Source organism: Pseudomonas sp. MWU347, assembly GCF_017947305.1.
In the GTDB taxonomy this organism is placed as follows: domain Bacteria; phylum Pseudomonadota; class Gammaproteobacteria; order Pseudomonadales; family Pseudomonadaceae; genus Aquipseudomonas; species Aquipseudomonas putida_A.
The window spans coordinates 222,223-246,402 of record NZ_JAFGZB010000001.1 but is presented as its reverse complement, the minus strand read 5'-3'; the positions used below and the strand labels follow the sequence as shown (position 1 = coordinate 246,402).

At 62.8% G+C, this 24,180-nt stretch carries 22 protein-coding genes; 15 read left to right on the top strand and 7 right to left on the bottom strand.

Annotated features, from left to right (window positions below):
* Nucleotides 1-22 precede the first annotated feature (22 nt).
* Nucleotides 23-454 carry a TM2 domain-containing protein gene (locus KCG87_RS01060; protein ID WP_007964113.1) on the top strand — a complete coding sequence of 144 codons (432 nt, stop codon included), beginning with the start codon at nucleotides 23-25 and terminating at the stop codon, nucleotides 452-454.
* A gap of 152 nt (nucleotides 455-606) precedes the next feature.
* Here KCG87_RS01060 and KCG87_RS01055 read toward each other — a convergent pair whose 3' ends face one another.
* The 7 genes from KCG87_RS01055 to gshB form a co-directional block, all read right to left on the bottom strand.
* Nucleotides 607-1,878 carry a dihydroorotase gene (locus KCG87_RS01055; protein WP_210556432.1) on the bottom strand — a complete coding sequence of 424 codons (1,272 nt, stop codon included), beginning with the start codon at nucleotides 1,876-1,878 and terminating at the stop codon, nucleotides 607-609.
* Nucleotides 1,875-2,879 (bottom strand): aspartate carbamoyltransferase catalytic subunit, encoded by a 1,005-nt coding sequence (locus tag KCG87_RS01050; protein WP_003229107.1) that lies wholly within the window; start codon nucleotides 2,877-2,879, stop codon nucleotides 1,875-1,877. Before KCG87_RS01050 ends, KCG87_RS01055 begins: the two co-directional genes overlap by 4 nt.
* A 28-nt stretch (nucleotides 2,880-2,907) precedes the next feature.
* Nucleotides 2,908-3,414, bottom strand: coding sequence for a bifunctional pyr operon transcriptional regulator/uracil phosphoribosyltransferase PyrR (gene pyrR / locus KCG87_RS01045; protein WP_027610583.1), 507 nt, complete (start codon nucleotides 3,412-3,414; stop codon nucleotides 2,908-2,910).
* An 81-nt stretch (nucleotides 3,415-3,495) separates the two neighbouring features.
* Nucleotides 3,496-3,933 carry a Holliday junction resolvase RuvX gene (gene ruvX / locus KCG87_RS01040; protein WP_003229101.1) on the bottom strand — a complete coding sequence of 146 codons (438 nt, stop codon included), beginning with the start codon at nucleotides 3,931-3,933 and terminating at the stop codon, nucleotides 3,496-3,498.
* On the bottom strand, nucleotides 3,933-4,505 hold the full coding sequence (locus KCG87_RS01035) for a YqgE/AlgH family protein (RefSeq protein WP_210556433.1): 573 nt from the start codon (nucleotides 4,503-4,505) through the stop codon (nucleotides 3,933-3,935). The genes ruvX and KCG87_RS01035 overlap by 1 nt, the downstream gene beginning before the upstream one ends.
* A gap of 235 nt (nucleotides 4,506-4,740) precedes the next feature.
* Complete coding sequence (locus KCG87_RS01030) at nucleotides 4,741-5,640, bottom strand: energy transducer TonB (RefSeq protein WP_003229097.1); 900 nt, start codon at nucleotides 5,638-5,640, stop codon at nucleotides 4,741-4,743.
* A gap of 107 nt (nucleotides 5,641-5,747) precedes the next feature.
* Nucleotides 5,748-6,719: a glutathione synthase gene (gshB, locus tag KCG87_RS01025; RefSeq protein WP_095137531.1), complete on the bottom strand. Its 972-nt coding sequence runs from the start codon at nucleotides 6,717-6,719 to the stop codon at nucleotides 5,748-5,750.
* A 225-nt stretch (nucleotides 6,720-6,944) separates the two neighbouring features.
* Here gshB and pilG point away from each other — a divergent pair, with 225 nt between their 5' ends.
* The 14 genes from pilG (at nucleotide 6,945) to mdcH (ending at nucleotide 24,146) form a co-directional block, all read left to right on the top strand.
* Nucleotides 6,945-7,349 carry a twitching motility response regulator PilG gene (pilG, locus tag KCG87_RS01020; RefSeq protein WP_003229093.1) on the top strand — a complete coding sequence of 135 codons (405 nt, stop codon included), beginning with the start codon at nucleotides 6,945-6,947 and terminating at the stop codon, nucleotides 7,347-7,349.
* Between the two features lie 60 nt (nucleotides 7,350-7,409).
* The gene (gene pilH, locus KCG87_RS01015; protein WP_025109154.1) at nucleotides 7,410-7,775 is read left to right on the top strand and encodes a twitching motility response regulator PilH; all 366 of its coding nucleotides are present in this window, start codon (nucleotides 7,410-7,412) and stop codon (nucleotides 7,773-7,775) included.
* Between the two features lie 10 nt (nucleotides 7,776-7,785).
* Nucleotides 7,786-8,325 (top strand): chemotaxis protein CheW, encoded by a 540-nt coding sequence (locus KCG87_RS01010; RefSeq protein ID WP_007964098.1) that lies wholly within the window; start codon nucleotides 7,786-7,788, stop codon nucleotides 8,323-8,325.
* A 200-nt stretch (nucleotides 8,326-8,525) separates the two neighbouring features.
* Nucleotides 8,526-10,580, top strand: a complete 2,055-nt coding sequence (locus tag KCG87_RS01005) for a methyl-accepting chemotaxis protein (RefSeq protein ID WP_027610585.1) — start codon at nucleotides 8,526-8,528, stop codon at nucleotides 10,578-10,580.
* Between the two features lie 11 nt (nucleotides 10,581-10,591).
* A complete protein-coding gene (locus KCG87_RS01000; RefSeq protein WP_210556596.1) occupies nucleotides 10,592-16,492 on the top strand; it encodes an Hpt domain-containing protein in 5,901 nt (1,966 codons plus the stop codon).
* Nucleotides 16,485-16,955: a chemotaxis protein CheW gene (locus tag KCG87_RS00995; RefSeq protein ID WP_003229084.1), complete on the top strand. Its 471-nt coding sequence runs from the start codon at nucleotides 16,485-16,487 to the stop codon at nucleotides 16,953-16,955. Before KCG87_RS01000 ends, KCG87_RS00995 begins: the two co-directional genes overlap by 8 nt.
* Before the next feature lie 531 nt (nucleotides 16,956-17,486).
* A complete protein-coding gene (locus tag KCG87_RS00990; protein ID WP_134784869.1) occupies nucleotides 17,487-17,852 on the top strand; it encodes a hypothetical protein in 366 nt (121 codons plus the stop codon).
* Between the two features lie 295 nt (nucleotides 17,853-18,147).
* Nucleotides 18,148-19,818 carry a malonate decarboxylase subunit alpha gene (gene mdcA, locus KCG87_RS00985; RefSeq protein WP_210556435.1) on the top strand — a complete coding sequence of 557 codons (1,671 nt, stop codon included), beginning with the start codon at nucleotides 18,148-18,150 and terminating at the stop codon, nucleotides 19,816-19,818.
* A complete protein-coding gene (locus tag KCG87_RS00980) occupies nucleotides 19,818-20,690 on the top strand; it encodes a triphosphoribosyl-dephospho-CoA synthase (protein WP_210556437.1) in 873 nt (290 codons plus the stop codon). The genes mdcA and KCG87_RS00980 overlap by 1 nt, the downstream gene beginning before the upstream one ends.
* On the top strand, nucleotides 20,690-20,989 hold the full coding sequence (locus KCG87_RS00975) for a malonate decarboxylase subunit delta (protein ID WP_103522464.1): 300 nt from the start codon (nucleotides 20,690-20,692) through the stop codon (nucleotides 20,987-20,989). The genes KCG87_RS00980 and KCG87_RS00975 overlap by 1 nt, the downstream gene beginning before the upstream one ends.
* Nucleotides 20,982-21,833 carry a biotin-independent malonate decarboxylase subunit beta gene (locus KCG87_RS00970; RefSeq protein ID WP_210556438.1) on the top strand — a complete coding sequence of 284 codons (852 nt, stop codon included), beginning with the start codon at nucleotides 20,982-20,984 and terminating at the stop codon, nucleotides 21,831-21,833. The genes KCG87_RS00975 and KCG87_RS00970 overlap by 8 nt, the downstream gene beginning before the upstream one ends.
* Complete coding sequence (gene mdcE, locus KCG87_RS00965; RefSeq protein WP_210556439.1) at nucleotides 21,830-22,615, top strand: biotin-independent malonate decarboxylase subunit gamma; 786 nt, start codon at nucleotides 21,830-21,832, stop codon at nucleotides 22,613-22,615. The genes KCG87_RS00970 and mdcE overlap by 4 nt, the downstream gene beginning before the upstream one ends.
* Nucleotides 22,609-23,229 carry a malonate decarboxylase holo-ACP synthase gene (locus KCG87_RS00960; RefSeq protein ID WP_134784864.1) on the top strand — a complete coding sequence of 207 codons (621 nt, stop codon included), beginning with the start codon at nucleotides 22,609-22,611 and terminating at the stop codon, nucleotides 23,227-23,229. The genes mdcE and KCG87_RS00960 overlap by 7 nt, the downstream gene beginning before the upstream one ends.
* Nucleotides 23,226-24,146: a malonate decarboxylase subunit epsilon gene (gene mdcH, locus KCG87_RS00955; RefSeq protein ID WP_210556440.1), complete on the top strand. Its 921-nt coding sequence runs from the start codon at nucleotides 23,226-23,228 to the stop codon at nucleotides 24,144-24,146. Before KCG87_RS00960 ends, mdcH begins: the two co-directional genes overlap by 4 nt.
* Nucleotides 24,147-24,180: the final 34 nt, after the last annotated feature.

Here is a 24,180-nt window from a genome sequence, read left to right as displayed (position 1 = left end):
TATCGAGTGAATCGAGGTCTTCATGAACCGCTATCAGCAGGTTGCTGCACCGCAGGATACGCACAGCAAAATCATCGGGTATCTGCTGTGGATTTTTGGTTTCACCGGCGCTCACCGCTTCTATTACGGCAAGCCGGTGACCGGGACGATCTGGTTCTTCACCTTCGGTCTGCTGGGCATTGGCTGGCTGATCGACGTGTTCCTGATCCCGGCAATGGATCGCGAGGCGGATCTGCGTTTCACCGCAGGGCCGATCGAATATAACGTGGCGTGGATTCTGCTGACGTTCCTGGGCGTTTTCGGCGTGCACCGGATGTACCAGGGCAAGTGGATCAGCGGGTTGCTGTATCTGCTGACCGGCGGGTTGTTCTTTATTGGTGTGCTGTATGACTTCTGGACACTGAATGATCAGGTCTCGGTGCGTAACGCGCAGAATCGCGGCGCTTTTCAGTAACCTGTGGCGAGGGGATTTATCCCCGATGGGGCGCGTAGCGGCCCTAAAACATTCAACCGCGGAGGAACTGAATCACCGCGGTTGTAGATTGAGGGCTGCTGCGCAGCCCATCGGGGATAAATCCCCTCGCCACAATGTCCCTCAGCAGCCGGTTACGCCTGGTGGCTGATCCGCCCGTCCACCAGCGTATAGCGCACCACACCCGGCAGGGTGTGCCCAAGGAACGGGCAGTTCTCGCCCTTCGACAGCCAGCCTTCACCGGCCACGGTGGACGCTTTCGGGTCGAACAGCACGATATCCGCCGCACCGCCCACCGCCAGTTTCCCCGCCGGCAGACGCAGTGCATCCGCAGGCCCGGCACTCAGGCGCGCCAGCAGGGTCGGCAGATCCAGCAAACCATCCTCAACCAGCGTCATCGCCAGCGGCAGCAGCAACTCCACACTGCTGATGCCCGGCTCGGTCGCGCCGAACGGTGCCAGTTTGGCGTCGCGTTCTTGCGGCTGGTGATGGCTGGAGATCGCCGAAATCACCCCGGACTTCACCGCTTCACGCAGGCCGTCGCGGTCGGCGCGGGTGCGCAGCGGCGGTTGCACGTGATACAGGCTGCTGAAGTCGATCAGCGCTTCATCGGTGAGGATCAACTGATACAGCGCGACATCCGCCGTCACCTTCAAGCCACGGGCCTGCGCCTGGGCGATCAGGGCCACGCCGCGCGCGCTGGTCAGTTGGCTGAAGTGCGCGCGCACGCCAGTCTGCTCGACCAGCAGCAAATCGCGAGCCAGAGCCACGGTCTCAGCGGTTTCCGGAATCCCCGGCAGACCGAGGAAACTGGCGACCGCGCCTTCATGGGCCAGACCGCCATCCGCCAGATCGTGATCCTGCGAATTGAAAATCACTGTCAGGTCGAAGGTCGCCGCGTATTCCAATGCCCGGCACAGGGTGCGGGTGTTGCGGAAACTCTCCAGACCGTTGCCGAACGCCACACAACCGGCGTCGCGCAGCGCCACCAGTTCGGCCAGTTGCTCGCCGTCCAGGCCTTTGCTCAGTGCGCCAATCGGGAACACCTTGGTGTTGCCGGCCTCGCGGGCGCGGTCGAGGATCAGTTCGGCCACGGCCGAAGTGTCGAGCACCGGTTTGGTCTTCGGTGGGCAGCACAGGCTGGTCACGCCGCCAGCCGCCGCTGCGCGGGTTTCGCTGGCGATGCTGCCTTTGCGGCTGTAGCCCGGCTCGCGCAGAGCCACGTTAAGGTCGACCAGGCCCGGTGCTGCAACCAGACCGCTGGCGTCGATGGTTTCCACAGCGGTGAAACCGGCCGGTGCGGCGCCGAGGGCGACGATCTTGCAGGCTTCAACGTGAATGTCGGTGATTTGATCCAGGCCGCTGCTTGGATCGATGACGCGGGCGCCGAGAATGCTGAGCTTCACTGGGCGTTCTCCTGCTCGAATTGACGTTGCGCTGTTTGCCCGCTCATGGCCATCGACAGCACGGCCATGCGGATGGCGATGCCGTAGGTGACTTGATTGAGGATCACCGAATGCGGGCCGTCGGCCACCGCCGACTCGATCTCTACCCCACGGTTGATCGGCCCCGGGTGCATGACGATGCAATCGGGCTTGGCCCCGGCCAGACGCGCAGTCGTCAGGCCGAACAGGCGGTAGAACTCGCCTTCGCTCGGCAGCAGGCCGCCGGTCATGCGCTCACGCTGCAGGCGCAGCATGATCACCACGTCGACGTCCTTCAGGCCTTCGTTCATGTCGGTGTAGACCTTGACGCCGTACTGCTCGATGCCGATCGGCAGCAGAGTCTTCGGCGCGATCACGCGGATGTCCGGGCAACCGAGGGTCTTCAGGGCGAGCATGTTCGAACGCGCCACCCGCGAGTGCAGGATGTCGCCGACGATCGCCACCGAGAGGTTTTCGAAACCGCCCTTGTGCCGACGGATGGTGAGCATGTCGAGCATGCCTTGGGTCGGGTGCGCGTGACGGCCGTCGCCGCCGTTGATGATTGCCACCTGCGGGCAGACGTGTTCGGCGATGAAGTGTGCGGCGCCGGAGTCACCGTGGCGCACCACGAACATGTCGGCGGCCATCGCTTCGAGGTTGCGCAGGGTGTCGAGCAGGGTTTCACCTTTGCTGGCCGACGAGGTCGACACGTTCAGGGTGATCACGTCCGCCGACAGCCGCTGGGCCGCCAGTTCGAAGGTGGTGCGGGTGCGGGTGGAGTTTTCGAAGAACACGTTGCACACGGTCTTGCCGCGCAGCAACGGGACCTTCTTCACCGCCCGGGCACCGACTTCGAGGAACGAGTCGGCAGTGTCGAGGATTTCCGTCAGCAACTCGCGGCGCAGGCCATCGAGCGAGAGGAAGTGGCGCAGCTGGCCCTGATCATTGAGCTGCAGCGGGCGCTTGGTATCTAGAGGCGTCATCGCGAGGGGGACTCTCAATAAGGGCGGGTTAGGAATTCAGGTCTTGCAGTTCGAGCGTCAGCGGCTCCGGGCCGGACAGCTTGACCCGCTCATTGGCGGCCAGCGACAGCGTCGCGCCGACCACGTTCGGGCGGATCGGCAGCTCGCCGGCGTCCAGGTCGAGCAGGCAGACCAGGGTCACGCTGGCCGGGCGGCCGTAGTCGAACAGTTCGTTCATGGCGGCGCGGATGGTCCGGCCGCTCATCAATACGTCATCGATCAGCACCAGATGCTGGCCTTCGATCTCGAAGGGCAGGGCCGAGGGGCGCACTTGCGGGTGCAGGCCGTTCTGGCTGAAGTCGTCGCGGTAGAAGGAAACATCCAGCGTGCCCAATGGCGCGTCGCTGGCCAATTCCTTGAGCAAGGCCTGCGCGACCCAGATGCCGCCAGTGCGGATGCCGATGTAACGCGGTTCGCTGATATCACGCTGTGCAAGGTGCGCCTTGAGGCGGGTCGCCATCTGGCTGATCAGATCGGCGGGATTGGGCAGGCTCATGGTTGCTCCTTCGTGATTCCGAGCCGCGTCCTGCCGGACGTGGCTGGGTTTATAACCAAAAGAAAAGCGCCGAAGCGCTTGTCAGGATTCAAACAATGCAGTGTTTTCATCGAGCCAGCCCTGTAGCAGCAGAGCGGCGGCGATGGCATCCACCGGGTTGTCGCGGTAACTGCCTTTCTGCCCGCCGCGCACCAGTCGTTCACCCTTGGCTTCAAAGGTGGTCAGGCGTTCGTCGTGGGTATAGAAGGGCACATTGAAACGGCCATTGAGACGGCGGGCGAATTTCTCCGCGCGCAGGCACATCTCGCTGGGCGTGCCGTCCATGTTCAGCGGCAGGCCGACCACCACGGCGTCGGGTTTCCATTCCTTGAACAGCGCTTCGACCTGATTCCAGTCGGGCACGCCGTTCTGCGCTTTCAGGGTGCACAGCTCGCGGGCCTGGCCGGTGATCACCTGGCCGACCGCAACGCCGATCTGTTTGGTGCCGTAGTCGAAGCCGAGAATCAGGCGCAGGGCCATCAGGCGTGCCCCGCCTGGCTGGTCAGCAGGCTGAGGTTGACCCCCAGATGCCGTGCCGCCGCTTCCAGACGCAGTTCGCTGCTGGTGTTGAACAGGATGTCGGCGTCGTACGGGCAGGTCAGCCAGGCGTTGTCGGCCAGCTCGGCCTCCAGTTGCCCGGCTTCCCAACCGGCATAACCGAGGGCAATCACGCTTTTCGCCGGGCCTACGCCGTCGGCGATGGCGAACAGCACGTCCTGGGAGGTGGACAGCGCCAGATCACCGTCCAGCTCGACGGTGGCCTGAAAGGTCTTGCCCGCCGGGTGCAGGACGAAACCGCGATCGGTCTGCACCGGGCCACCAATGAAGATCGGCACATGCTGGCACAGCGCTGGCGGATCGATGTCCGGGCGCAATTGCTCGAGGATGTCAGCCAGATTCAGCTCTTGCGGTCGATTGACCACCAGCCCCATGGCGCCATTGGCCGTGTGCTCGACGATGTAGGTCAAGGTATGGGCAAAGTTCGGGTCGGCCATGTGTGGCATGGCGATCAGGAAGTGATGCTTGAGGTAGCTGGGGCTGACGTTTTTCATGAGCGATAGTGTGGCGTCGTAGGGGCAAACTGACAAGCTGACGATCAGAGAACAACGCAGATCCATTGTTGAAGCTGAACCTTTGTGGTGAGGGGATTTATCCCCGATGGGGCGCGAAGCGGCCCTGAATCCATTGACGTGATATGCCTGACATACCGCGCATGCTGGTTTTGCGACTGCTTCGCAGCCGATCGGGGATAAATCCCCTCACCACAAAAAACCTGTATGCCGGCGGTCAGTTGCTGGAAAGCTTGTCGCCCCGGGCAAACTTCCAGGTGCGGATGATTTCCAGTCGGTCGATATCCGACAGGTCGCCGGTAAACGGTGCAAACGGTGCCGCCAGCCGGACGATGCGCTGCGCCGCCTGATCCAGTAACGGCTGGCCGGAGGACTCGAGCACCAGCACTTCATACAGCGAGCCGTCGCGGTTGATCGAGACCATCAGGCGCAGGTTGCCGTAAATCTGCTTGCGCCGCGCTTCTTCCGGGTAATTGAGGTTGCCGATGCGCTCGACCTTCTTGCGCCAGTCATCCTTGTACCAGGCGCCCTTGTCGCGCATGGTCGAGGCGGCGCTCAAGCGGTGAATCCGCGGGCGCTTGGCGTACAACTGTTGTTCGTTGGCCAGTTCCGCTTCGAGGCTGGCGATGTCGCTGGACAGCTGCGAGCTGTCGAACGTCGGCGCGTTGACCGCAGGTTTGGTCTCGGTCCTGGTTTCTTCTTTCTTGGTCGGCGCCTTTTGCTGTTTCGGCGCCACCGTGGTCACCGCAGCCTTGGGCGCGGCTTCGCGCACTTCCGGTTTGGCGGCCGGGGGCGGGGTGACCTTCTTGACCTGATTGTCCTGGAACGGCGCGACCTCGGTGGTCTTGGGGATCGCCTTCTTGTCGAGGGTGCCGCTGCCTTCCTGGTTTTCCTGAGCGAGGAAATCAGCCTTTTTCGGCTTGGTTTCGCTCTTGAAGGTGGCAAGGGTGATTTCCAGGGTTTTACTGATCTGCTTGGGCTCGACCATGGTAAAGCCGACACCGAGCAGCAGCGCCAAATGAATCAGCGCCGCGAGAAACAGGGTAAATCCGAGGCGATCGGCCGGGCGCACGCCACGGTGGGCGAGTTCTGCGGGCAGATCGGACGGGAGGGTCATGACAAGAAAACCAACATCGCGTTTTTCAGAGGCTGCGCATGATAACGCAATGTTGGTTTCGCGCCTTGGGCTTCACGCTTCAAGCGACAAGCTGCATGTGACACACGTCAAGCTTGCGGCTTTTTGCCGGCGGCTTGCAGCTTCTTGTCGATGGCATCCATCAGCATGCCGCCGATGTCGGTACCGAAAGCATTGTCGATCTCGCGGATGCAGGTCGGGCTGGTGACGTTGATTTCGGTGAGGTTTTCGCCGATCACGTCCAGACCGACGAACAGCAGACCTTTCTCGCGCAGGGTCGGGCCGACCTGGGCGGCAATCCAGCGATCCTTGTCGGTCAGCGGCCGCGCTTCGCCACGACCACCGGCCGCGAGGTTGCCACGGGTTTCGCCTTGAGCCGGAATTCGCGCCAGGCAGTAATCCACCGGCTCGCCGTCGATCATCAGGATGCGTTTGTCGCCGTCCTTGATTGCCGGCAGGTAGGCCTGGCCCATGATCTGCTGATTGCCGAGGGCGGTCAGGGTTTCCAGAATCACCGACAGGTTCGGGTCGCCGGCGCGGTGACGGAAAATCGAAGTGCCACCCATGCCGTCCAGCGGCTTGAGGATTACGTCGCCATGCTTGGCGGCGAATTCACGCAGCACATCGGCGCGGCGGCTGACGATGGTCGGCGGGGTGCACTGCGGGAACAGCGTGGCGAACAGTTTTTCGTTGCAGTCGCGCAGGCTCTGCGGCTTGTTGACCACCAGCACGCCAGCGGTTTCGGCCTGTTCCAGCAAATAGGTGGAGTAGACGAACTCCATGTCGAACGGCGGATCCTTGCGCATCAGGATCACGTCGAGGTCGCTCAGCAGGTTGTCCTGCTCGGCGTCCAGTTCGAACCATTTTTCCGGGTTGGCGAAGACTTTCAGCGGCTTCATGCGCGCCCGGGCCTGACCTTCGGCCTGATACAGGTCGCGCTGCTCCATGTAGAACAGTTCCCAGCCACGTTTCTGCGCGGCCAGCAGCATGGCCAGCGAGCTATCCTTTTTATAGGAAATGCTGGCGATAGGGTCCATGACAATCCCGACGCGAACGCTCATTGGGTTTTCCTCGAAAATTGGCTACCGGATCGGTATTGAAAAAGTGCCGCCAGAGTGGCGCTGGCAGGGTTTTCGGTCAAGGAAAAACCCGTCGATAGATTGCATCTGGAGACTGTGCTAAAAAGGCTGGCATAGCGTGCTGGCCCTTGAGCATCAAGGGTTTCCAGCCATTACTCATCGCAAAACGGACAATTTGATTCGCAAAGGCGACGGTAGAGCCCTCTTATGGAACAGCAGTCCAGCGCCTTGAAGGTCATGGTGATCGATGACTCGAAAACGATTCGTCGCACCGCCGAAACGCTGTTGAAAAATGTGGGCTGCGAAGTCATCACGGCGATCGATGGCTTCGACGCTTTGGCGAAGATCGCCGACCACCACCCCGGGATCATTTTTGTCGACATCATGATGCCGCGTCTGGATGGTTATCAGACCTGCGCTTTAATCAAGAACAACAGTGCGTTCAAGGCCACGCCGGTGATCATGCTGTCGTCGCGTGACGGGCTGTTCGACAAGGCCAAGGGGCGGATTGTCGGTTCTGATCAATTTTTGACCAAGCCTTTCAGCAAGGAAGAACTGCTCGACGCGATTCAGGCCCATGTTCCGGGCTTCGCCGCCGTTTTGCCGCAGTAAGACACGTACAGTGACGCTCGGCCAGCGGGCCGGGTGTCGACAAGAAAAATGGGGAAGACCATGGCACGTATCCTGATCGTCGATGATTCGCCGACTGAAATGTACAAACTCACCGGCATGCTGGAAAAGCACGGCCATGAAGTGCTCAAGGCCGAAAACGGCGCCGACGGCGTGGCCCTGGCCCGTCAGGAAAAGCCTGACGCCGTGCTGATGGACATCGTCATGCCCGGCCTCAACGGCTTCCAGGCCACCCGGCAACTGACCAAGGATGCCGAGACCAGCCACATCCCGGTGATCATCATCACCACCAAGGATCAGGAAACCGACAAGGTCTGGGGCACGCGCCAGGGCGCGAAGGATTACCTGACCAAACCGGTCGAAGAAGACATGCTGATCAAGACCCTGAACAACGTGCTGGCCGGTTGATCGCGCGGCCATGAACCAGTCGCTGACCGCGTTCGAGCTGCTGTGGCAGATCGACCAGCGCTGCCGTCTGCTGGCGGCGGACCTGCCGTCGCAGCCCGGCCGTCAGGATCGCTGGAGCGGCATCGGTTTTCGCCTCGGCGAGCATTGGTACGTGACGCCGATGGGCGAAGTCAGCGAAGTGCTGCACGAACCGCGCTGCACTCAGTTGCCCGGGGTCAAGCCGTGGGTCAAAGGGGTGGCTAACCTGCGTGGGCGCTTGCTGCCGATCATGGACCTGTGCGGATTCTTCGGTCACGAGCTGTCGCCGCTGCGCAAGCAGCGGCGTGTGTTGGTGGTGGAGCACAACGATGTGTTCGCCGGGTTGCTGGTGGATGAGGTGTTCGGTCTGCAGCACTTCGAGCAGGACAGCTTCGAACCGATCTCGATCAGCAAACGCCAGGGTTCCAAGGCCGAGTTCGTCAAAGGCTATTTCCGGCGTGAGCAGAACTGGCGGGTGTTCAGCCTGTTTGCGCTGGCCAAATCGCCGGTGTTCATGAGCGTCGCGATATAGCCGAAGCACCAGATATCTATGGGGTGGGGGTTTGTGGCGAGGGGATTTATCCCCGATGGTTGGCTAAGCCAACCCAAAACCTGCATTCGCGATGTGCCAGATACAACTCAGTGTTGGGGCCGCTGCGCGACCCATCGGGGATAAATCCCCTCACCACAAATCCCACAGTGGACCGTGGCAGGTTTCATAGGCGAGGACCGATGACAAAGGCAAAAACAGGCAAATCGGCGGAAGGGTCGCGCAGTCGCTCGCAGATCATCGTGCTGTTCATCGCACTGATCGTGTTCATCATGCTGCTGTTCGCCAACTTCGCCTACCTCAACACCCAGGCCAACTACGACAAGCAGTACATCGGCCACGCCGGTGAGCTGCGCGTGCTGTCGCAACGCATCGCCAAGAACGCCACCGAGGCGGCTGCCGGGAAGTCGGCAGCGTTCAAGCTGCTGAGCGATGCGCGCAACGATTTTGCCCAGCGCTGGGGTTACCTGAAGAAGGGCGACCCGGCCACCGGCCTGCCGCCCGCGCCGGCCACCGTGCGCCCGGAAATGCGCGCGGTGCAGCTGGATTGGGAACGCCTGCTGAAAAACACCGACGCGATTCTCTCCAGCGAGCAGACCGTGCTCTCGCTGCATCAGGTCGCCGCGACCCTGGCTGAAACCGTGCCGCAGTTGCAGATCGAATACGAAAAAGTCGTCGAGATCCTCCTGCAGCGCGGCGCGCCGGCAGCGCAGGTGGCGATGGCCCAACGCCAATCGCTGCTGGCCGAGCGCATCCTCGGTGCGGTCAACACCGTGCTGGCCGGCGACGAAAATTCGCAGCAGGCCGCCGATGCGTTTGGCCGCGATGCCACCCGTTTCGGTCAGGTGCTCAACGGCATGCTGCAGGGCAACCCGACCCTGAAAATCAGCCAGGTCGAAGACCGCGATGCCCGTGCGCGCCTGAGTGAAATTTCCGAGCTGTTCCAGTTCGTCTCCGGCTCGGTGGATGAAATCCTCGAAACCTCGCCAGAACTGTTCAAGGTCCGTGAATCGGCGAGCAACATTTTCAGCCTGTCGCAGACCCTGCTCGACGAGGCCTCGCACCTCGCCAGCGGTTTCGAAAATCTTGCCGGCGGGCGTAACACCGACACCATCGGCGGTTATGTGCTGGGCTTGCTGGCGCTGGCCTCGATCATCCTGATCGGCATGGTCATGGTTCGTGAAACCAACCGCCAGTTGCGCGAGACCGCCGAGAAGAACGAGCGCAACCAGAACGCGATCATGCGCCTGCTCGACGAGATCGAAGACCTCGCCGACGGTGACCTGACGGTGACCGCCTCGGTGACCGAAGACTTCACCGGAACCATCGCCGATTCGATCAACTACTCGGTCGATCAACTGCGCGATCTGGTCGCGACGATCAACCTCACCGCCGGCCAAGTCGCCGCCGCCGTGCAGGAAACCCAGGCCACCGCCATGCACCTGGCGCAAGCCTCGGAACATCAGGCGCAGCAGATTTCCGAAGCCTCGACCGCGATCAGCGATATGGCCCAGTCGATCGATCAGGTCTCGGCCAACGCCGCTGAATCCTCGGCGGTGGCCGAGCGTTCGGTGGAAATCGCCAACAAGGGCAACGAGGTGGTGCACAACACCATCCACGGCATGGACAACATCCGCGAACAGATTCAGGACACCGCCAAACGCATCAAGCGTCTGGGCGAGTCGTCGCAGGAAATCGGCGACATCGTCAGCCTGATCGACGACATTGCCGACCAGACCAACATCCTCGCGCTCAACGCGGCGATTCAGGCCTCGATGGCCGGGGACGCCGGGCGCGGCTTTGCCGTGGTTGCCGACGAAGTACAGCGACTGGCCGAACGTTCGTCCGCCGCCACCCGGCAGATCGAAACCCTGGTGCGGGCGATTCAGACCGACACCAACGAAGCGGTGATTTCCATGGAACAGACCACCACCGAAGTGGTGCGCGGCGCGCGACTGGCGCAGGATGCCGGTGTGGCCCTGGAAGAAATCGAAGGCGTATCGAAAACCCTCGCCGCGCTGATCCAGAGTATCTCCAACGCGGCGCAGCAGCAGACCTCGTCGGCCGGGCAAATCTCGCTGACGATGAACGTGATCCAGCAGATCACCACGCAGACCTCGTCCGGCTCCACCGCCACCGCCGAGAGCATCGGCAACCTGGCGAAAATGGCCAGTCAGCTGCGCCGTTCGGTATCCGGTTTCACCTTGCCGTCGGCGTCCGCGACGGATAAGGCGTGAGTGGAGTGGTTATGGGTGACCGGCACGACTACGTGGCCCTCGAATGGGTCAAGGGTGAAATTGCCGAAACGCTGAAACAGGCGCATCAGGCGATTGAAACCGTGCTCGATGACCCGCAGGCCACGCCGGGGCTGGATGAGTGCCTGGCCTATATTCATCAGGTGCACGGCAGTTTGCAGATGGTCGAGTTCTACGGCGCCGCGTTGCTGGCCGAAGAGATGGAGCATCTGGTCGAAGCCTTGCAGCACGGGCGCGTCGCCCATCGCGACGAAGCCCTGCACCTGCTGCTGCAAGCCCTTGGGCAATTGCCGATCTACCTCGATCGGGTGCAGAGCGCCCGCCGCGACTTGCCGCTGGTGGTGCTGCCGCTGATCAACGACCTGCGCAGTGCGCGCGGCGATAGCCTGCTCTCGGAAACCAGCCTGTTCAGCCCGCCCTTGCCGGACGTGTCGCCGTTGAGCGCAGAAGCCTTGGCCGCGCTGGAGCCGGCCGACTGGCCCAACGTGCTGCGCAAGTTGCGTCAGATGCTGCAAATGGCGCTGGTCGGGTTGCTGCGCGAGCAGGATGACCAGACCCACCTCGAATACCTGGCGAAAGTTTTCCAGCGCCTCGAAACGCTCAGCGCCGATGCGCCCCTGAGCCCGCTGTGGCAGGTCGCTTCCGCGCTGGTCGAAGGCATGCGCGAAGGCGCCATCGCCAACAGCCCGGCGCTGCGCAGCCTGTTCAAGGACGCCGACAAGGAACTCAAGCGCCTGCTCGAACAAGGCCCGCGCGGCCTCAATCAGCCGCCCCCGCCGGAGCTGCTGAAAAGCCTGCTGTTCTATATTGCCAAAGCCGAACATCCCACCGGGCAGATGCTGACCATGAAAGAACGCTACTCCCTGGACGACGCGTTGCCCGACAGCGCGATGGTCGACGAAGAACGCGCGCGCCTGGCCGGTCCCGACCGCGATGCGATGCGCTCGGTGCTGGCGGCGCTGTGCGAAGAGTTGGTGCGGGTCAAGGAACGCCTCGACCTGTTCGTGCGCAGCGACCGTCAGCACACCTCCGATCTGGAGAGCCTGCTGGCGCCGTTGCGGCAGATCGCCGACACCCTCGCGGTGCTCGGTTTCGGCCAGCCGCGCAAAGTCATCATCGATCAACTGGCGGTGGTGCTCAGCCTCGCCCAGGGCCAGCGCGAACCGAATGACGCGACGCTGATGGACGTTGCCGGTGCGCTGCTCTACGTCGAAGCCAACCTCGCCGGGATGGTCGGCACCGTAGAGCCGGAAAGCCCCGAAGACGCGCGCCTGCCGACCACTGACCTGACGCAGATTCATCAGATCGTGATCAAGGAAGCACGCATCTGCCTGCAACAGGCCAAGGACATGATCGTCGATTACATCGACGCCGACTGGGATCGCCAGCAACTGCAACCGTTGCCGGAACTGCTGACCCAGGTGCGCGGTGCGCTGGCGATGATTCCGTTGAGCCGGGCGGCGAGTCTGGTCGAAGCCTGCAACAGCTTCATTCGCGAGCATTTGCTGCTCGATCCGCACGAGCCGGGCTGGCAGCAACTGGATCATCTCGCCGACGTCATCACCAGCCTCGAGTATTGCCTCGAACGCTTGAGCAACGACCCACAAGCGCCGAATGAACAACTGCTGGACGTCGCACAAAAGAGCCTGGCCAGCCTGGGTTTCTTTCCACATGAGCCGCACGTGCCGCTGCTTGATGATGTGCTCAGCCCCAGCGAAGCGCTGGTGATGCAGGATCTGCAAGCGCTGGATGACCCCGAGACCGTGCAGTCGCTGGCCGATGTGCTGGCCAGCCCGGTGTCGGCGGTCAATCCGCCGGCCTTGATCACCCCCGGCAGCCTGATGCCGCCGCCGGTCGATGAAGAACCGGTGGACGATGAACTGCGCGAAGTGTTCCTCGAAGAGACCGACGAGGTGCTCGAGGTTCTGCACGAATACCTGCCGCGCTGGACGGCCGACACCCATGATCGCGCCGCACTGACCGAACTGCGTCGGGCCTTTCACACCTTGAAGGGCAGCGGGCGCATGGTTCGTGCGCTGATCCTTGGCGAGCTGGCCTGGGCGGTGGAAAACCTGCTCAACCGCGTGCTGGAACACAGCGTAGAACCCGGCGCGCAGGTGCAGCAGTTGCTCACCGACACGGTGTTGCTGCTGCCGGAACTGATCAGCGAATTTGCCACGCACCGCCAGCGTCAGCGCAGCGATGTCGATCAACTGGCGGCCCGTGCGCATGCGCTGGCCAAAGGTGTCGAGCCGCTGGCAGCCGAAGACGTCGACGACGTGGCGGCCCTCGATCCGCTGTTGCTGGAGATCTTTCGCAACGAAGCCGAGACCCACCTCGCCAGCCTCAACCGCTTCCTCGATCAGGCTGCCGAGCATGTGCCGCTGCCGGCCAGCGACGAATTGCAGCGCGCCTTGCACACGCTCAAGGGCAGTGCCTCGATGGCCGGCGTGTTGCCGATTGCCGAACTGGCCGCGCCGCTGGATAAACTGGCGCGCGAGTTCAAGGCGCATCAGTTGCCGCTGGATCTCGATGAAGTGGAATTGCTCCTTGAAGCCGAAGGCCTGTTCCGCGTCGGTCTGCGCCAGCTCAAGCACGATCCGCTGGCACCGATTGTCGGTGCGCAGTCGCTGATCAAACGCACCGAAACGCTGCTGGCCGAACGCCTGGAGGCGATCCTCAACGCGCCGAACACCGGCCTGCGGATCAAGCGCGATCCGCAACTGATCAACAACTTCCTCGCTCAAGGCATGGACATCCTGCTCGACGCCGAAAGCCTGTTGCAACGCTGGCAGCAACACCCCGGCGAGCGCCAGGAACTCAGCGCGCTGCTGGACGAACTCACTACTCTGGGCGAAGGCGCACACCTCGCCGATCTGCTGCCGGTGGACGTGCTCTGCGAAGCCTTGCTCGACCTCTATGGCGCCGTCGAAGAAAGCAGCCTGGCGGTCAGCGACAGGTTTTTCCACGAAGCGCAGAACGCTCACGAAGCGCTGATCAACATGCTCGACGAACTGGCCGCCGGCCAGGAAATCACCCCACAGCCGCAGCGCATTCGCGCCCTGCACGAACTGCTCGATGAAAGCCTCGACCCGGCAGCGATGGGGCTGATTCGCAGCGACGGCAGCAGGACCTTGAGCATCAGCGAACTGGGCGCCGCGACCGCCGAACTCGCTCACGCCAATGCCGAGACCGCACCCGACGACGAGATCGTTGAAATCTTCCTCGAAGAAGCGGTGGATATTCTCGACAGTGCCGGTCAGGCCTTGCAGCGTTGGGTGAGCGACCCGGACAACGCTGCGCCGCTGTCGTCGTTGCAGCGCGATCTGCACACCCTCAAGGGTGGCGCGCGGATGGCCGAGGTCGATGCCATCGGCGATCTGGCCCATGAGCTGGAAAGTCTCTACGAAGGTCTGGTGGATCGTCGCCACAGCTACAGTGAGCTGCTCGGACGCTTGCTGCACAAGAGCCACGACCGCTTGGCCCAGTTGCTTGAACAGTTGCACAACCATCAGCCACTGACCCCGGCGCAAGACCTGATCGAAGCGATCCGCCATTTCCGTCAGGGCCAGTCCGGCAGTGCCGAAGCGGCACAGCCGACGGCTGTACCCGACAGCGCGGCGCATGATCCGGAACTGTTGGAAATCTTCCTCGAAGAAGGTTTCGACATCATCGAAAGCTCCGGCGCGGCGTTGCTGCGCTGGCAGGCCGAGCCGGGCAATCGGCAGGAAGTGGAAACCCTGCTGCGCGATCTGCACACCCTCAAGGGCGGCGCGCGGATGGTCGAGATCGGCCCGATCGGCGACCTCGCCCATGAGCTCGAATACCTTTACGAAAGCCTCGCCACCGGCGTGCTGCAACCGTCCGCCGAACTGTTCGCGCTGGTGCAGCGCGGGCATGACCGGTTGGCGCAGATGCTTGATGGCGTGCGCGCCGGGCAGCCATGCCCGCCGGCGGATCGGCTGATCAATGCGATCCAGAATTTCAGCCACCCGGCGACTCCGGACACACCGCCGCCGTTGCCGATTCCGGCCAAGACCGAGCCTGCGGCGCCCGCCGTTGATGCCGGTGCGGACATGGTCAAGGTCTCCGCCGAACTGCTCGATGACTTGGTCAATCTGGCCGGCGAAACCTCGATTTTCCGTGGCCGTATCGAGCAGCAAGTCAGCGATGCGCAAACCGCGCTGAACGAGATGGAAACCACCATCGAACGCATGCGCGATCAGTTGCGCCGACTCGACACCGAAACCCAGGGGCGGATTCTCAGCCGTCAGCAAGTCGATGCCGAACGCCTCGGTTACGAAGAATTCGACCCGCTGGAAATGGACCGTCATTCGCAGTTGCAGCAACTGTCGCGGGCGCTGTTCGAATCCGCCTCCGACCTGCTCGATCTCAAGGAAACCCTCGACCGCCGTAACCACGACGCCGAGAACCTGTTGCAGCAACAGGGGCGGATCAATACCGAATTGCAGGAAGGCCTGATGCGCACGCGCATGGTGCCATTCGAACGCATGCTGCCGCGCCTGAAACGCATCGTGCGGCAGGTCGCCGAAGAGCTGAACAAGGACGTCGCGTTCATCATCGGCAACGCCGAAGGCGAAATGGATCGCAACGTGCTGGAGCGCATGGCCGCGCCGCTGGAGCACATGCTGCGCAACGCCGTCGACCATGGCCTGGAGTCGGCCGAAGTGCGGCTGGCGGCGGGCAAACCGGCGCAGGGCACGATCACCCTCGACCTGACCCGCGAGGGTGGCGACATCGTTTTCGATATTCGCGACGATGGCGCTGGGGTGCCGCTGGACGCGGTGCGGCGCAAGGCAATCAAGCGCGGCCTGCTGGCACCGGACGCCGAGATCAGCGACCGCGACGTGCTGCAATTCATCCTGCAGCCGGGGTTCTCCACGGCGGAAAAGATCACCCAGATTTCCGGACGCGGCGTCGGCATGGACGTGGTTCACGAAGAAGTCCGTCAGCTCGGCGGCACCATGAGCATCGACTCGGTGCCGGGGCAGGGCGTGCATTTTCGCATTCGTCTGCCGTTCACCGTGTCGGTCAACCGCGCGCTGATGGTGCAGTGCGGCGAGGATCAATACGCGATTCCGCTGAACACCATCGAAGGCATCGTCCGCGTGTTGCCGAATGATCTGGAAGCGCACTACCGCAACGATCCGCCGAGCTACCACTACGCCGGCCAGCGTTACGAACTGTGCTATCTGGGCGAGCTGCTGAAAACCGCGCCACGCCCGAAACTGCTCGGCCAGAGCCTGCCGCTGCCGGTGCTGCTGGTGCAGTGCAATGACCGGCACATCGCGGTGCAGGTCGATGCGATGGCTGGCACCCGCGAGATCGTGGTCAAGAGCCTCGGCCCGCAGTTCGCGGCAGTGCAGGGCGTGTCCGGGGCGACGATTCTCGGCGATGGCCGGGTGGTGCTGATTCTTGATCTACTCGCACCGATCCGCGCGATGCAGGCGCGGGTTGCGCAGCGCCCGGCGCAGACGGAAATCGACAGCGAACCGCAGAAGCCACTGCTGGTGCTGGTGGTCGATGACTCGGTGACCGTGCGCAAGGTCACCAGCCGTTTGCTCGAACGCCACGGCATGAACGTGCTGACCGCCAAGGACGGTGTCGACGCCATGTTGCTGCTCGAAGAACACATGCCCGACCTGATGCTGCTCGACATCGAAATGCCGCGCATGGACGGCTTCGAAGTCGCCACTCAAGTGCGCCACGACGAACGCCTGCAACACCTGCCGATCATCATGATCACCTCGCGCACCGGGCAGAAACACCGCGACCGCGCGATGGCCATCGGCGTCAACGACTACCTCGGCAAGCCGTATCAGGAATCGGTGCTGCTCGAAAGCATTGCCCACTGGAGCAAGAAACATGCATGAGCGCCGCCACAACGCGCGCACCAGCCAACTCACCGGCCTGCTGCTGCCGTTGGCCGATCGCAACCTGATCCTGCCCAACGTCGCCGTCGCCGAGCTGATCGACTATCAGGCCAGCGCCTTCGACCTCGACACACCGCCGTGGTACCTGGGGCGGGTGAGCTGGCGTGAACGGCAGATTCCGCTGCTGAGTTTCGAGTCGGCCTGCGGGCAGAAAATCGTCATCGGCGAACGCGCGCGGATCGTCATCCTCAATGCTCTCGGTGGGTTGCCGCAGCTGAAATTCATTGCGCTGCTGGTGCAGGGGATCCCGCGTTCGTACAAGCTCGACAGTCAGTTGAGTTATGTCGATGTGCCGTTGTGTGCGCTGGAGCAGGCGGCGGTGCAGGTCGGGGAGCAGGTGGCGAAGGTGCCGGATTTGTTGGGGTTGGAGCAGTTGTTGGTGGATGCCGGACTTATCCACTGATCCGGAGTCTTCAGTGGCATGACTGGCCTCTTCGCGAGCAAGCCCGCTCCCACAGTGGGTCTTCAGTGGATGCAGATTTTATGTACGCCATAAATCCCCTGTGGGAGCGGGCTTGCTCGCGAAGGCGCCAGTCGCCTCACCTCAATCCGACAGACAAATCCTCAATCTCTACAGCGCAATAAACACACTTCAGCCCCGCTGTTTAAGGACACCCAAGGTTACGGTCAGCAGCCTACAAATCCTTGCGCCGCTGCCTACGCATGCACCAGAATCCGCCGGCTTGTGCGCCCTCGGCAGGCTGCGTAACTTGATCCCGTCACTGATTCCCAGTGATCGGGTTTAGCAGCCCGTGGTTAATCTAAGGGTGCACATACATCATCGTCAGGCTCAGTGCCTGCATTCGATGGCGGCTGTGCGCAGGGCGCTTCGGCGCGCCGGCTTCCTTAGGTTCCCCGGTCTGCTAACCTGCGTTCAGCTGCCACCCCTTCTTTTAGCAGAGAAGCGGTTCCAGCTTTATTTCGGAACCTGAAAATGATTAAACCAACACCAAGTCCGCCGCCAACAGATGCGGCATCCCCTTACGAAGCCCCCGAATCAAAGAAATTCCACGAAGCCGCCGAACGCGCGCTCGACCATTACCTCGGCCCGCCAAAACCCGACCTCATGGCCACGCCCTACACCCCCAACACGCTGTATATGGCCAACCCCGACGCCGACAGCGAATCCCTGCTGGCCGACGCCAGCGAATCCCTCGGCTCCGCTACGGTCATGCTCAACAACCATGCGGCGCTGGTGCAAGGCACGCACCGCAAGACGTTGCAGGGTATTGCTCAGGTGGTGATGGTGGCGGAGATGGCGGTGAATCGGGTGTTGGATAGGTTGGTGCCGACGGAGTGATTAAAAGCCGACCCTCACCCCAGCCCTCTCCCGGAGGGAGAGGGGGCCGACCGCAGGATGCTCACAATTTTCGCCAACCGGAAAGTACCGCTGTGAATCCATAATCGACTCGGTGGGGCAGGTCGATGTATGGCGCCAGACACCTCGGTCAGTCCCCTCTCCCTCCGGGAGAGGGCTAGGGTGAGGGCGCTCTTGATCGTTACCCTGAGCGTAATGATTCACCACCGCGCTTGATTGATGCCCCCACCCCACACGCCTAACGTAGCTCCACGACAGCGAACCCCGTGGAGTGAGCATGACAACAACAATTTCCCCCGACTCGCGCTGGACGCGGCGGCGTGACGAGAAGCAGCGGCGTCTCGACAAGGTGCGCGGGCTGGCCGACGGTGTGGTGTTGCCCGGCGACAAGATCGTCGCCGCACTCGAAGCGTTGATCCATCCCGGTGACCGTGTGGTGCTGGAGGGCAACAACCAGAAGCAGGCGGATTTCCTTTCCCGCTCGCTGGCCAAGGCCGATCCGCAAAAGCTCCACGACCTGCACATGATCATGCCCAGTGTCGGGCGCTCCGAGCACCTGGACCTGTTCGAACGCGGCATCGCCCGCAAGCTCGATTTCTCCTTCGCCGGCACCCAGAGCCTGCGCATCAGCCAGTTGCTCGAAGACGGCCTGCTGGAAATCGGCGCGATTCACACCTACATCGAACTCTACGCGCGGCTGGTGGTGGACTTGATCCCCAACGTCGTGCTCTCGGCCGGGTTCATGGCCGACCGCGCCGGCAACATCTACACCGGCCCCAGCACCGAAGACACCCCGGCACTGATCGAACCGGCGGCGTTCAGCGACGGCATCGTCATCGTTCAGGTCAACCAGTTGGTGGATGACGTCAGCGAACTGCCGCGCGTCGACATCCCGGCCTCGTGGGTGGATTTCGTGGTGGTGGCCGACAAACCGTTCTATATCGAACCGCTGTTCACCCGCGACCCACGGCACATCAAACCGGTGCACGTGTTGATGGCGATGATGGCGATTCGCGGGATCTACGAAAAACATAACGTGCAGTCGCTCAACCACGGCATCGGTTTCAACACCGCCGCGATCGAATTGATCCTGCCGACCTACGGCGAATCCCTCGGCCTCAAAGGCAAGATCTGCCGCAACTGGACGCTCAACCCGCACCCGACGTTGATCCCGGCGATCGAAAGCGGCTGGGTCGAAAGCGTGCATTGCTTCGGCACCGAACTGGGCATGGAAAATTACATCGCCGCGCGGCCGGACGTGTTCTTCACCGGGCGTGACGGTTCGCTGCGTTCCAACCGGATGTTCTGCCAACTGGCCGGGCAGTACGCGGTGGACCTGTTCATCGGTGCAACCCTGCAAGTCGATGGCGATGGCCATTCCTCCACCGTGACCCGTGGTCGCCTCGCCGGTTTCGGCGGCGCACCGAACATGGGGCACGACCCACGCGGCCGTCGTCACGGCACCCCGGCGTGGCTCGACATGCGCCACGACGACGCGCAGCAACCGATGCTCGAACGCGGCAAGAAACTCGTGGTGCAAATGGTCGAGACGTTCCAGGAGGGCGGCAAACCGACCTTCGTCGAAACCCTCGACGCGGTGGAAGTGGCGAAGAAAAGCGGCATGCCGCTGGCGCCGATCATGATTTACGGCGACGACGTAACCCACCTGCTCACCGAGGAAGGCATCGCCTACCTGTACAAGGCGCGCTCGCTGGAAGAACGTCAGGCGATGATCGCCGCGGTGGCCGGCGTCACCGCCATCGGCCTGCGGCATAACCCGAAAGACACCGAACGCATGCGCCGCGAAGGCCTGATCGCCTTGCCCGAAGACCTCGGCATCCGCCGCACCGACGCCACCCGCGAACTGCTGGCGGCGAAAAGCGTGGCCGATTTGGTCGAGTGGTCCGGCGGCCTGTACAACCCGCCCGCCAAGTTCAGGAGCTGGTGATGCACGCACTCAATTTGCAAGCGAAACCCCTGAGCCTGAGCGAGCGCCTGGCCGATCTGGCGGTGGATGCGCTGATCGACGAAGCCGATCTGTCGCCAAAACCGGCGCTGGTCGACCGACGTGGCAATGGCGCGCACACCGATTTGCACTTGGGCCTGATGCACGCTTCGGCATTGTCGTTGTGGCCGGCGTTCAAGGAAATGGCTGAAGCCGCAGTTGAAATCGGCGCAGTCGATTCAACGTTACGCGAAGCGATTGGCCGCATCGGTCGCGAAGGCGAGCAAGCGATGCTCGCGACCACCAACGGGGTGAATACCCATCGCGGGGCAATTTGGGCACTTGGATTACTGGTGACCGCCGCTGCGCTGGAACCGAAATCCTCCAGCGCCAACGCTGTCACCTTGCGCGCCGCACGTCTGGCATTACTCGATGACCGCTACGCACCAAAACCGCTGAGCCACGGCGCACAAGTCGCCCTGCGTTACGGCGCACGCGGCGCTCGGGAAGAAGCGCAACTCGGCTTTCCGTCTGTGCTGCAACGCGGCCTGCCGCAACTCAAGCGCAGCCGCGCCAACGGCCATGGCGAACAGAACGCCCGGCTCGATGCGCTGCTGGCGATCATGACCGATCTGGCCGACACCTGCGTGCTCTACCGCGCCGGTGAACAAGGCCTGCACGCCATGCAACAAGGCGCGCAAGCGGTGCTCGACGCTGGCGGTAGCGCCAGCCTCGGCGGGCGTCGGCGCCTGCACGAACTGGATCAACAACTCATCGCATTGAATGCCTCGCCCGGTGGCGCCGCCGACTTGCTCGCCGCCACGCTGCTGCTCGATCGAATCGAGCGCGACGGCATCCTTCAGGGAGCGTTTTGATGGAAACCTTATCCTTTGAATTCCCCGCCGGGCAGCCGCCGCGCGGGCGCGCGCTGGTCGGTTGTGTCGGCTCGGGCGATCTGGAAGTGCTGATCGAACCGGGGCTGGCCGGCAAGCTGACGATCAATGTGCAGACCTCGGTCAACGGTGCGCAGCAGCGCTGGCAGCATCTGTTTGCGCGGATGTTCGACGGCACCACGCCACCGGCGATGGCCATCGATATTCACGATTTCGGCGCCACGCCGGGGGTGGTGCGTTTGCGTCTGGAACAAGGTTTCGAGGAGCTCGGCCATGACTGACAGCGCAGCGTTGCTCAACAAACACAGCTTCGTCGAACTCGGTGCGCGGCAACGGGCGAAAGCCTTGCTCGATGCCGGGACCTTCCGTGAATTGCTCGACCCGTTTCAACGGGTCATGTCGCCGTGGCTCGAACGCCAGGGCGTGGTGCCGCAAGCCGATGACGGCGTGGTGATCGCCAAGGGCAGCGTCGACGGTTTGCCGGTGGTGATCGCCGCCATCGAAGGCGCGTTCCAGGGCGGCAGCCTCGGCGAAGTCGGCGGGGCGAAGATTGCCGGCGCGCTGGAACTGGCCGCCGAAGACAACCGCAAGGGCATCCCGACTCGCGCTGTGTTGCTGCTGGAAACCGGTGGCGTGCGTTTGCAGGAAGCCAACCTCGGGCTGGCGGCGATTGCCGATATTCATGCGGCGATTGTCGATTTGCAGCAGTACCAACCGGTGGTCGGTGTGGTCGCGGGCAGCGTCGGTTGTTTCGGCGGCATGTCGATTGCCGCTGCGCTGTGCAGTTATTTGCTGGTGACCCAGGAAGCGCGCCTCGGCCTCAACGGCCCCCAAGTGATCGAGCAGGAAGCCGGGATCGAAGAATACGACTCCCGCGACCGGCCCTTCATCTGGAGCCTGACCGGTGGTGAGCAGCGGTTTGCCAGTGGTCTGGTGGATCGTTATGTCGCCGATGATGTGGCGAAGATTCGTCAGCAGGTTGGTGTATTGCTGCAGCAGGGTTTGCCCGCTAAGCCGCGCAGTCAGCGCGCCGATTGGTTTCTGCAACGCCTGAACCGTTTGGACACCGCCAAGCAAATCGAGCCTTCGGTGGTTCGCGATCTGTATCAAGGAGAGCGCTCATGAGTGGTTATTCCGTGCGCGGTTTGAACTGGTTCAACGCCCTGAGTGCTGGTGCGAAAGCGGTCGAAGGTTTGCCGCCATCGTTGAAGGTCGCCGACGGCGAACTTGGGCGGTTTATCGCGGTGGTCGCTGACCCGGACAACCGTTTCCCACGGGCTCGCAACGGCGAAGTCGGATTGCTCGAAGGCTGGGGCCTGGCCAAGGCAGTGGATGACGCGATCACGGCAGATCGCGACAAAGCGCAGAAGCGCCCGATCATCGCCATCGTCGACGTCCCGAGCCAGGCTTACGGTCGTCGCGAAGAAGCCCTCGGCATTCATCAGGCCCTGGCCGGGGCGGCGGACAGTTATGCCCGCGCGCGTCTGGCCGGGCATCCGGTGATTGCACTGCTGGTGGGCAAGGCCATGTCCGGGGCATTTCTTGCCCACGGTTATCAGGCCAACCGCTTGATTGCCCTGCGCGATCCAGGAGTAATGGTGCATGCGATGGGCAAGGCCTCGGCGGCGCGAGTGACGCTGCGCAGTGTCGAGGAACTGGAAGCACTGTCCGCCAGCGTGCCGCCAATGGCCTATGACATCGACAGCTACGCCAGCCTCGGATTGCTCTGGGAAACCCTCTCGGTGCAGCAGATCGAGCAGCCGACGGCGGAGGATCTGGCGCGGGTGACCGAATGCCTGAAACAGGCCATCGTCGATATCTCCAGCACTGACTTGCGCAAGCGTCTCGGCGCGAAAAATCGTGAAGCGTCCAGCCGCGTGCGTGAATTGCTGAGGGCGCAGTGGTGAACCTGCCACTGGCCCACGATCTGCTGTGGGGCATGACCCCGGCGCAGCTGCCGGCGGATGCGCCACAGTGGGCAGTCGAATCGCTGGCTGCCGGGCAACCGGTGGTCGTGCGGCGAGCGGTGAGCGCTGAAGCTTGGGTCGCGGTGGGCATTCGCGGTGTGTTGCGTGAGCAGCGGCTGGCGGCGTTTATGGCGCTCGATTCGATTGCCTGTCGGGTCAGCCCCGAAGCGCTTAGTCATGTCGATTGCGAGCGCGATCTGCCAGTGATGCAGGCCCTCAAACAACTGCGGCCAATGCTCGATGACTGCGGTTGGGTCTGGGGTGTCAGCGGCAGTGTCGGGTTTGAGTTGGCCAGTGGTTTTACCGCGATGCACGCGGCCAGTGACCTCGATCTGATTCTGCGGACACCGCAACTGATCACGCGTAATCAGGCACGCAAACTGGTCGCGGTTTTTGATCAAGCCGTGTGCCGGGTCGACATGCAATTGCAGACGCCGTTCGGTGCAGTCGCGTTGCGCGAATGGGCCGGCGGGTCTGCACGGGTGCTGCTGAAAAACGCCCATCAAGCCTGTCTGGTCACTGATCCGTGGAACCCGCAGGAGCAGGCAGCGTGAGCAGCCTGTTGGTGTTCCCCGGCCAGGGCGCGCAGCAACCGGGCATGCTCCTGCGTTTGCCTCGGGAAACCTTGACCGAGGCCAGCGACGTGCTCGGTGAAGATGTCGCATTACTCGATTCTGCCGATGCGCTGCGCAGCACCCGGGCGGTTCAGCTGTGCCTGTTGATCGCCGGGGTCGCTGCCTCGCGGCAGTTGCTGCAGGACGAATTGGAAGCGGATTACGTCGCCGGTCTGTCCATCGGTGCCTACCCGGCAGCGGTGGTCGCCGGGGCATTGAGCTTCAGCGATGCGCTGCATCTGGTCAGCCTGCGCGGTGAATTGATGCAGCAGGCTTATCCACAAGGCTTTGGCATGACCGCAATCATCGGTCTGCAATTATCCACCGTCGAAACGCTGCTGGCGCAGGTGCACAGCGCGGAGTCGCCGGTGTACCTGGCCAACATCAACGCCGATAACCAGGTGGTGATTGCCGGCAGCGACGCGGCGATGCAAGCGGTGGCCGAACTGGCGCGCAGTCGTGGCGCCGGTCTGGCGAAACGCCTGGCGGTGAGCGTGCCGTCGCACTGCCCGTTACTGGAAAAACCTGCGCAAACCCTCGCCGAGGCTTTCGCCAAAGTTGAACTGAAGACTCCGAAAATCGCTTACCTGAGTGGCAGTCGCGCGCGTCCGCTGGTCAAGCCAGATGCCTTGCGTGATGACCTCGCTTTCAACATGTGCCGCGTGGTGGACTGGCGCGGCACCGTGCAAAGCGCTTACGAGCGCGGCGTACGTTTACAAATCGAACTGCCGCCCGGTGCGGTGCTGACCGGGCTGGCGCGCCGGGTGTTTGAATCGGGCACGGTCACTGCCTTTGACAGAGCGCGTCTGGACACCTTGCAGGCGCTGTTGCGAGAGGAGGGTGGCCGCCGACCATAAACCGCCGCGACTCAGGCTTCGAACAACAAAAACA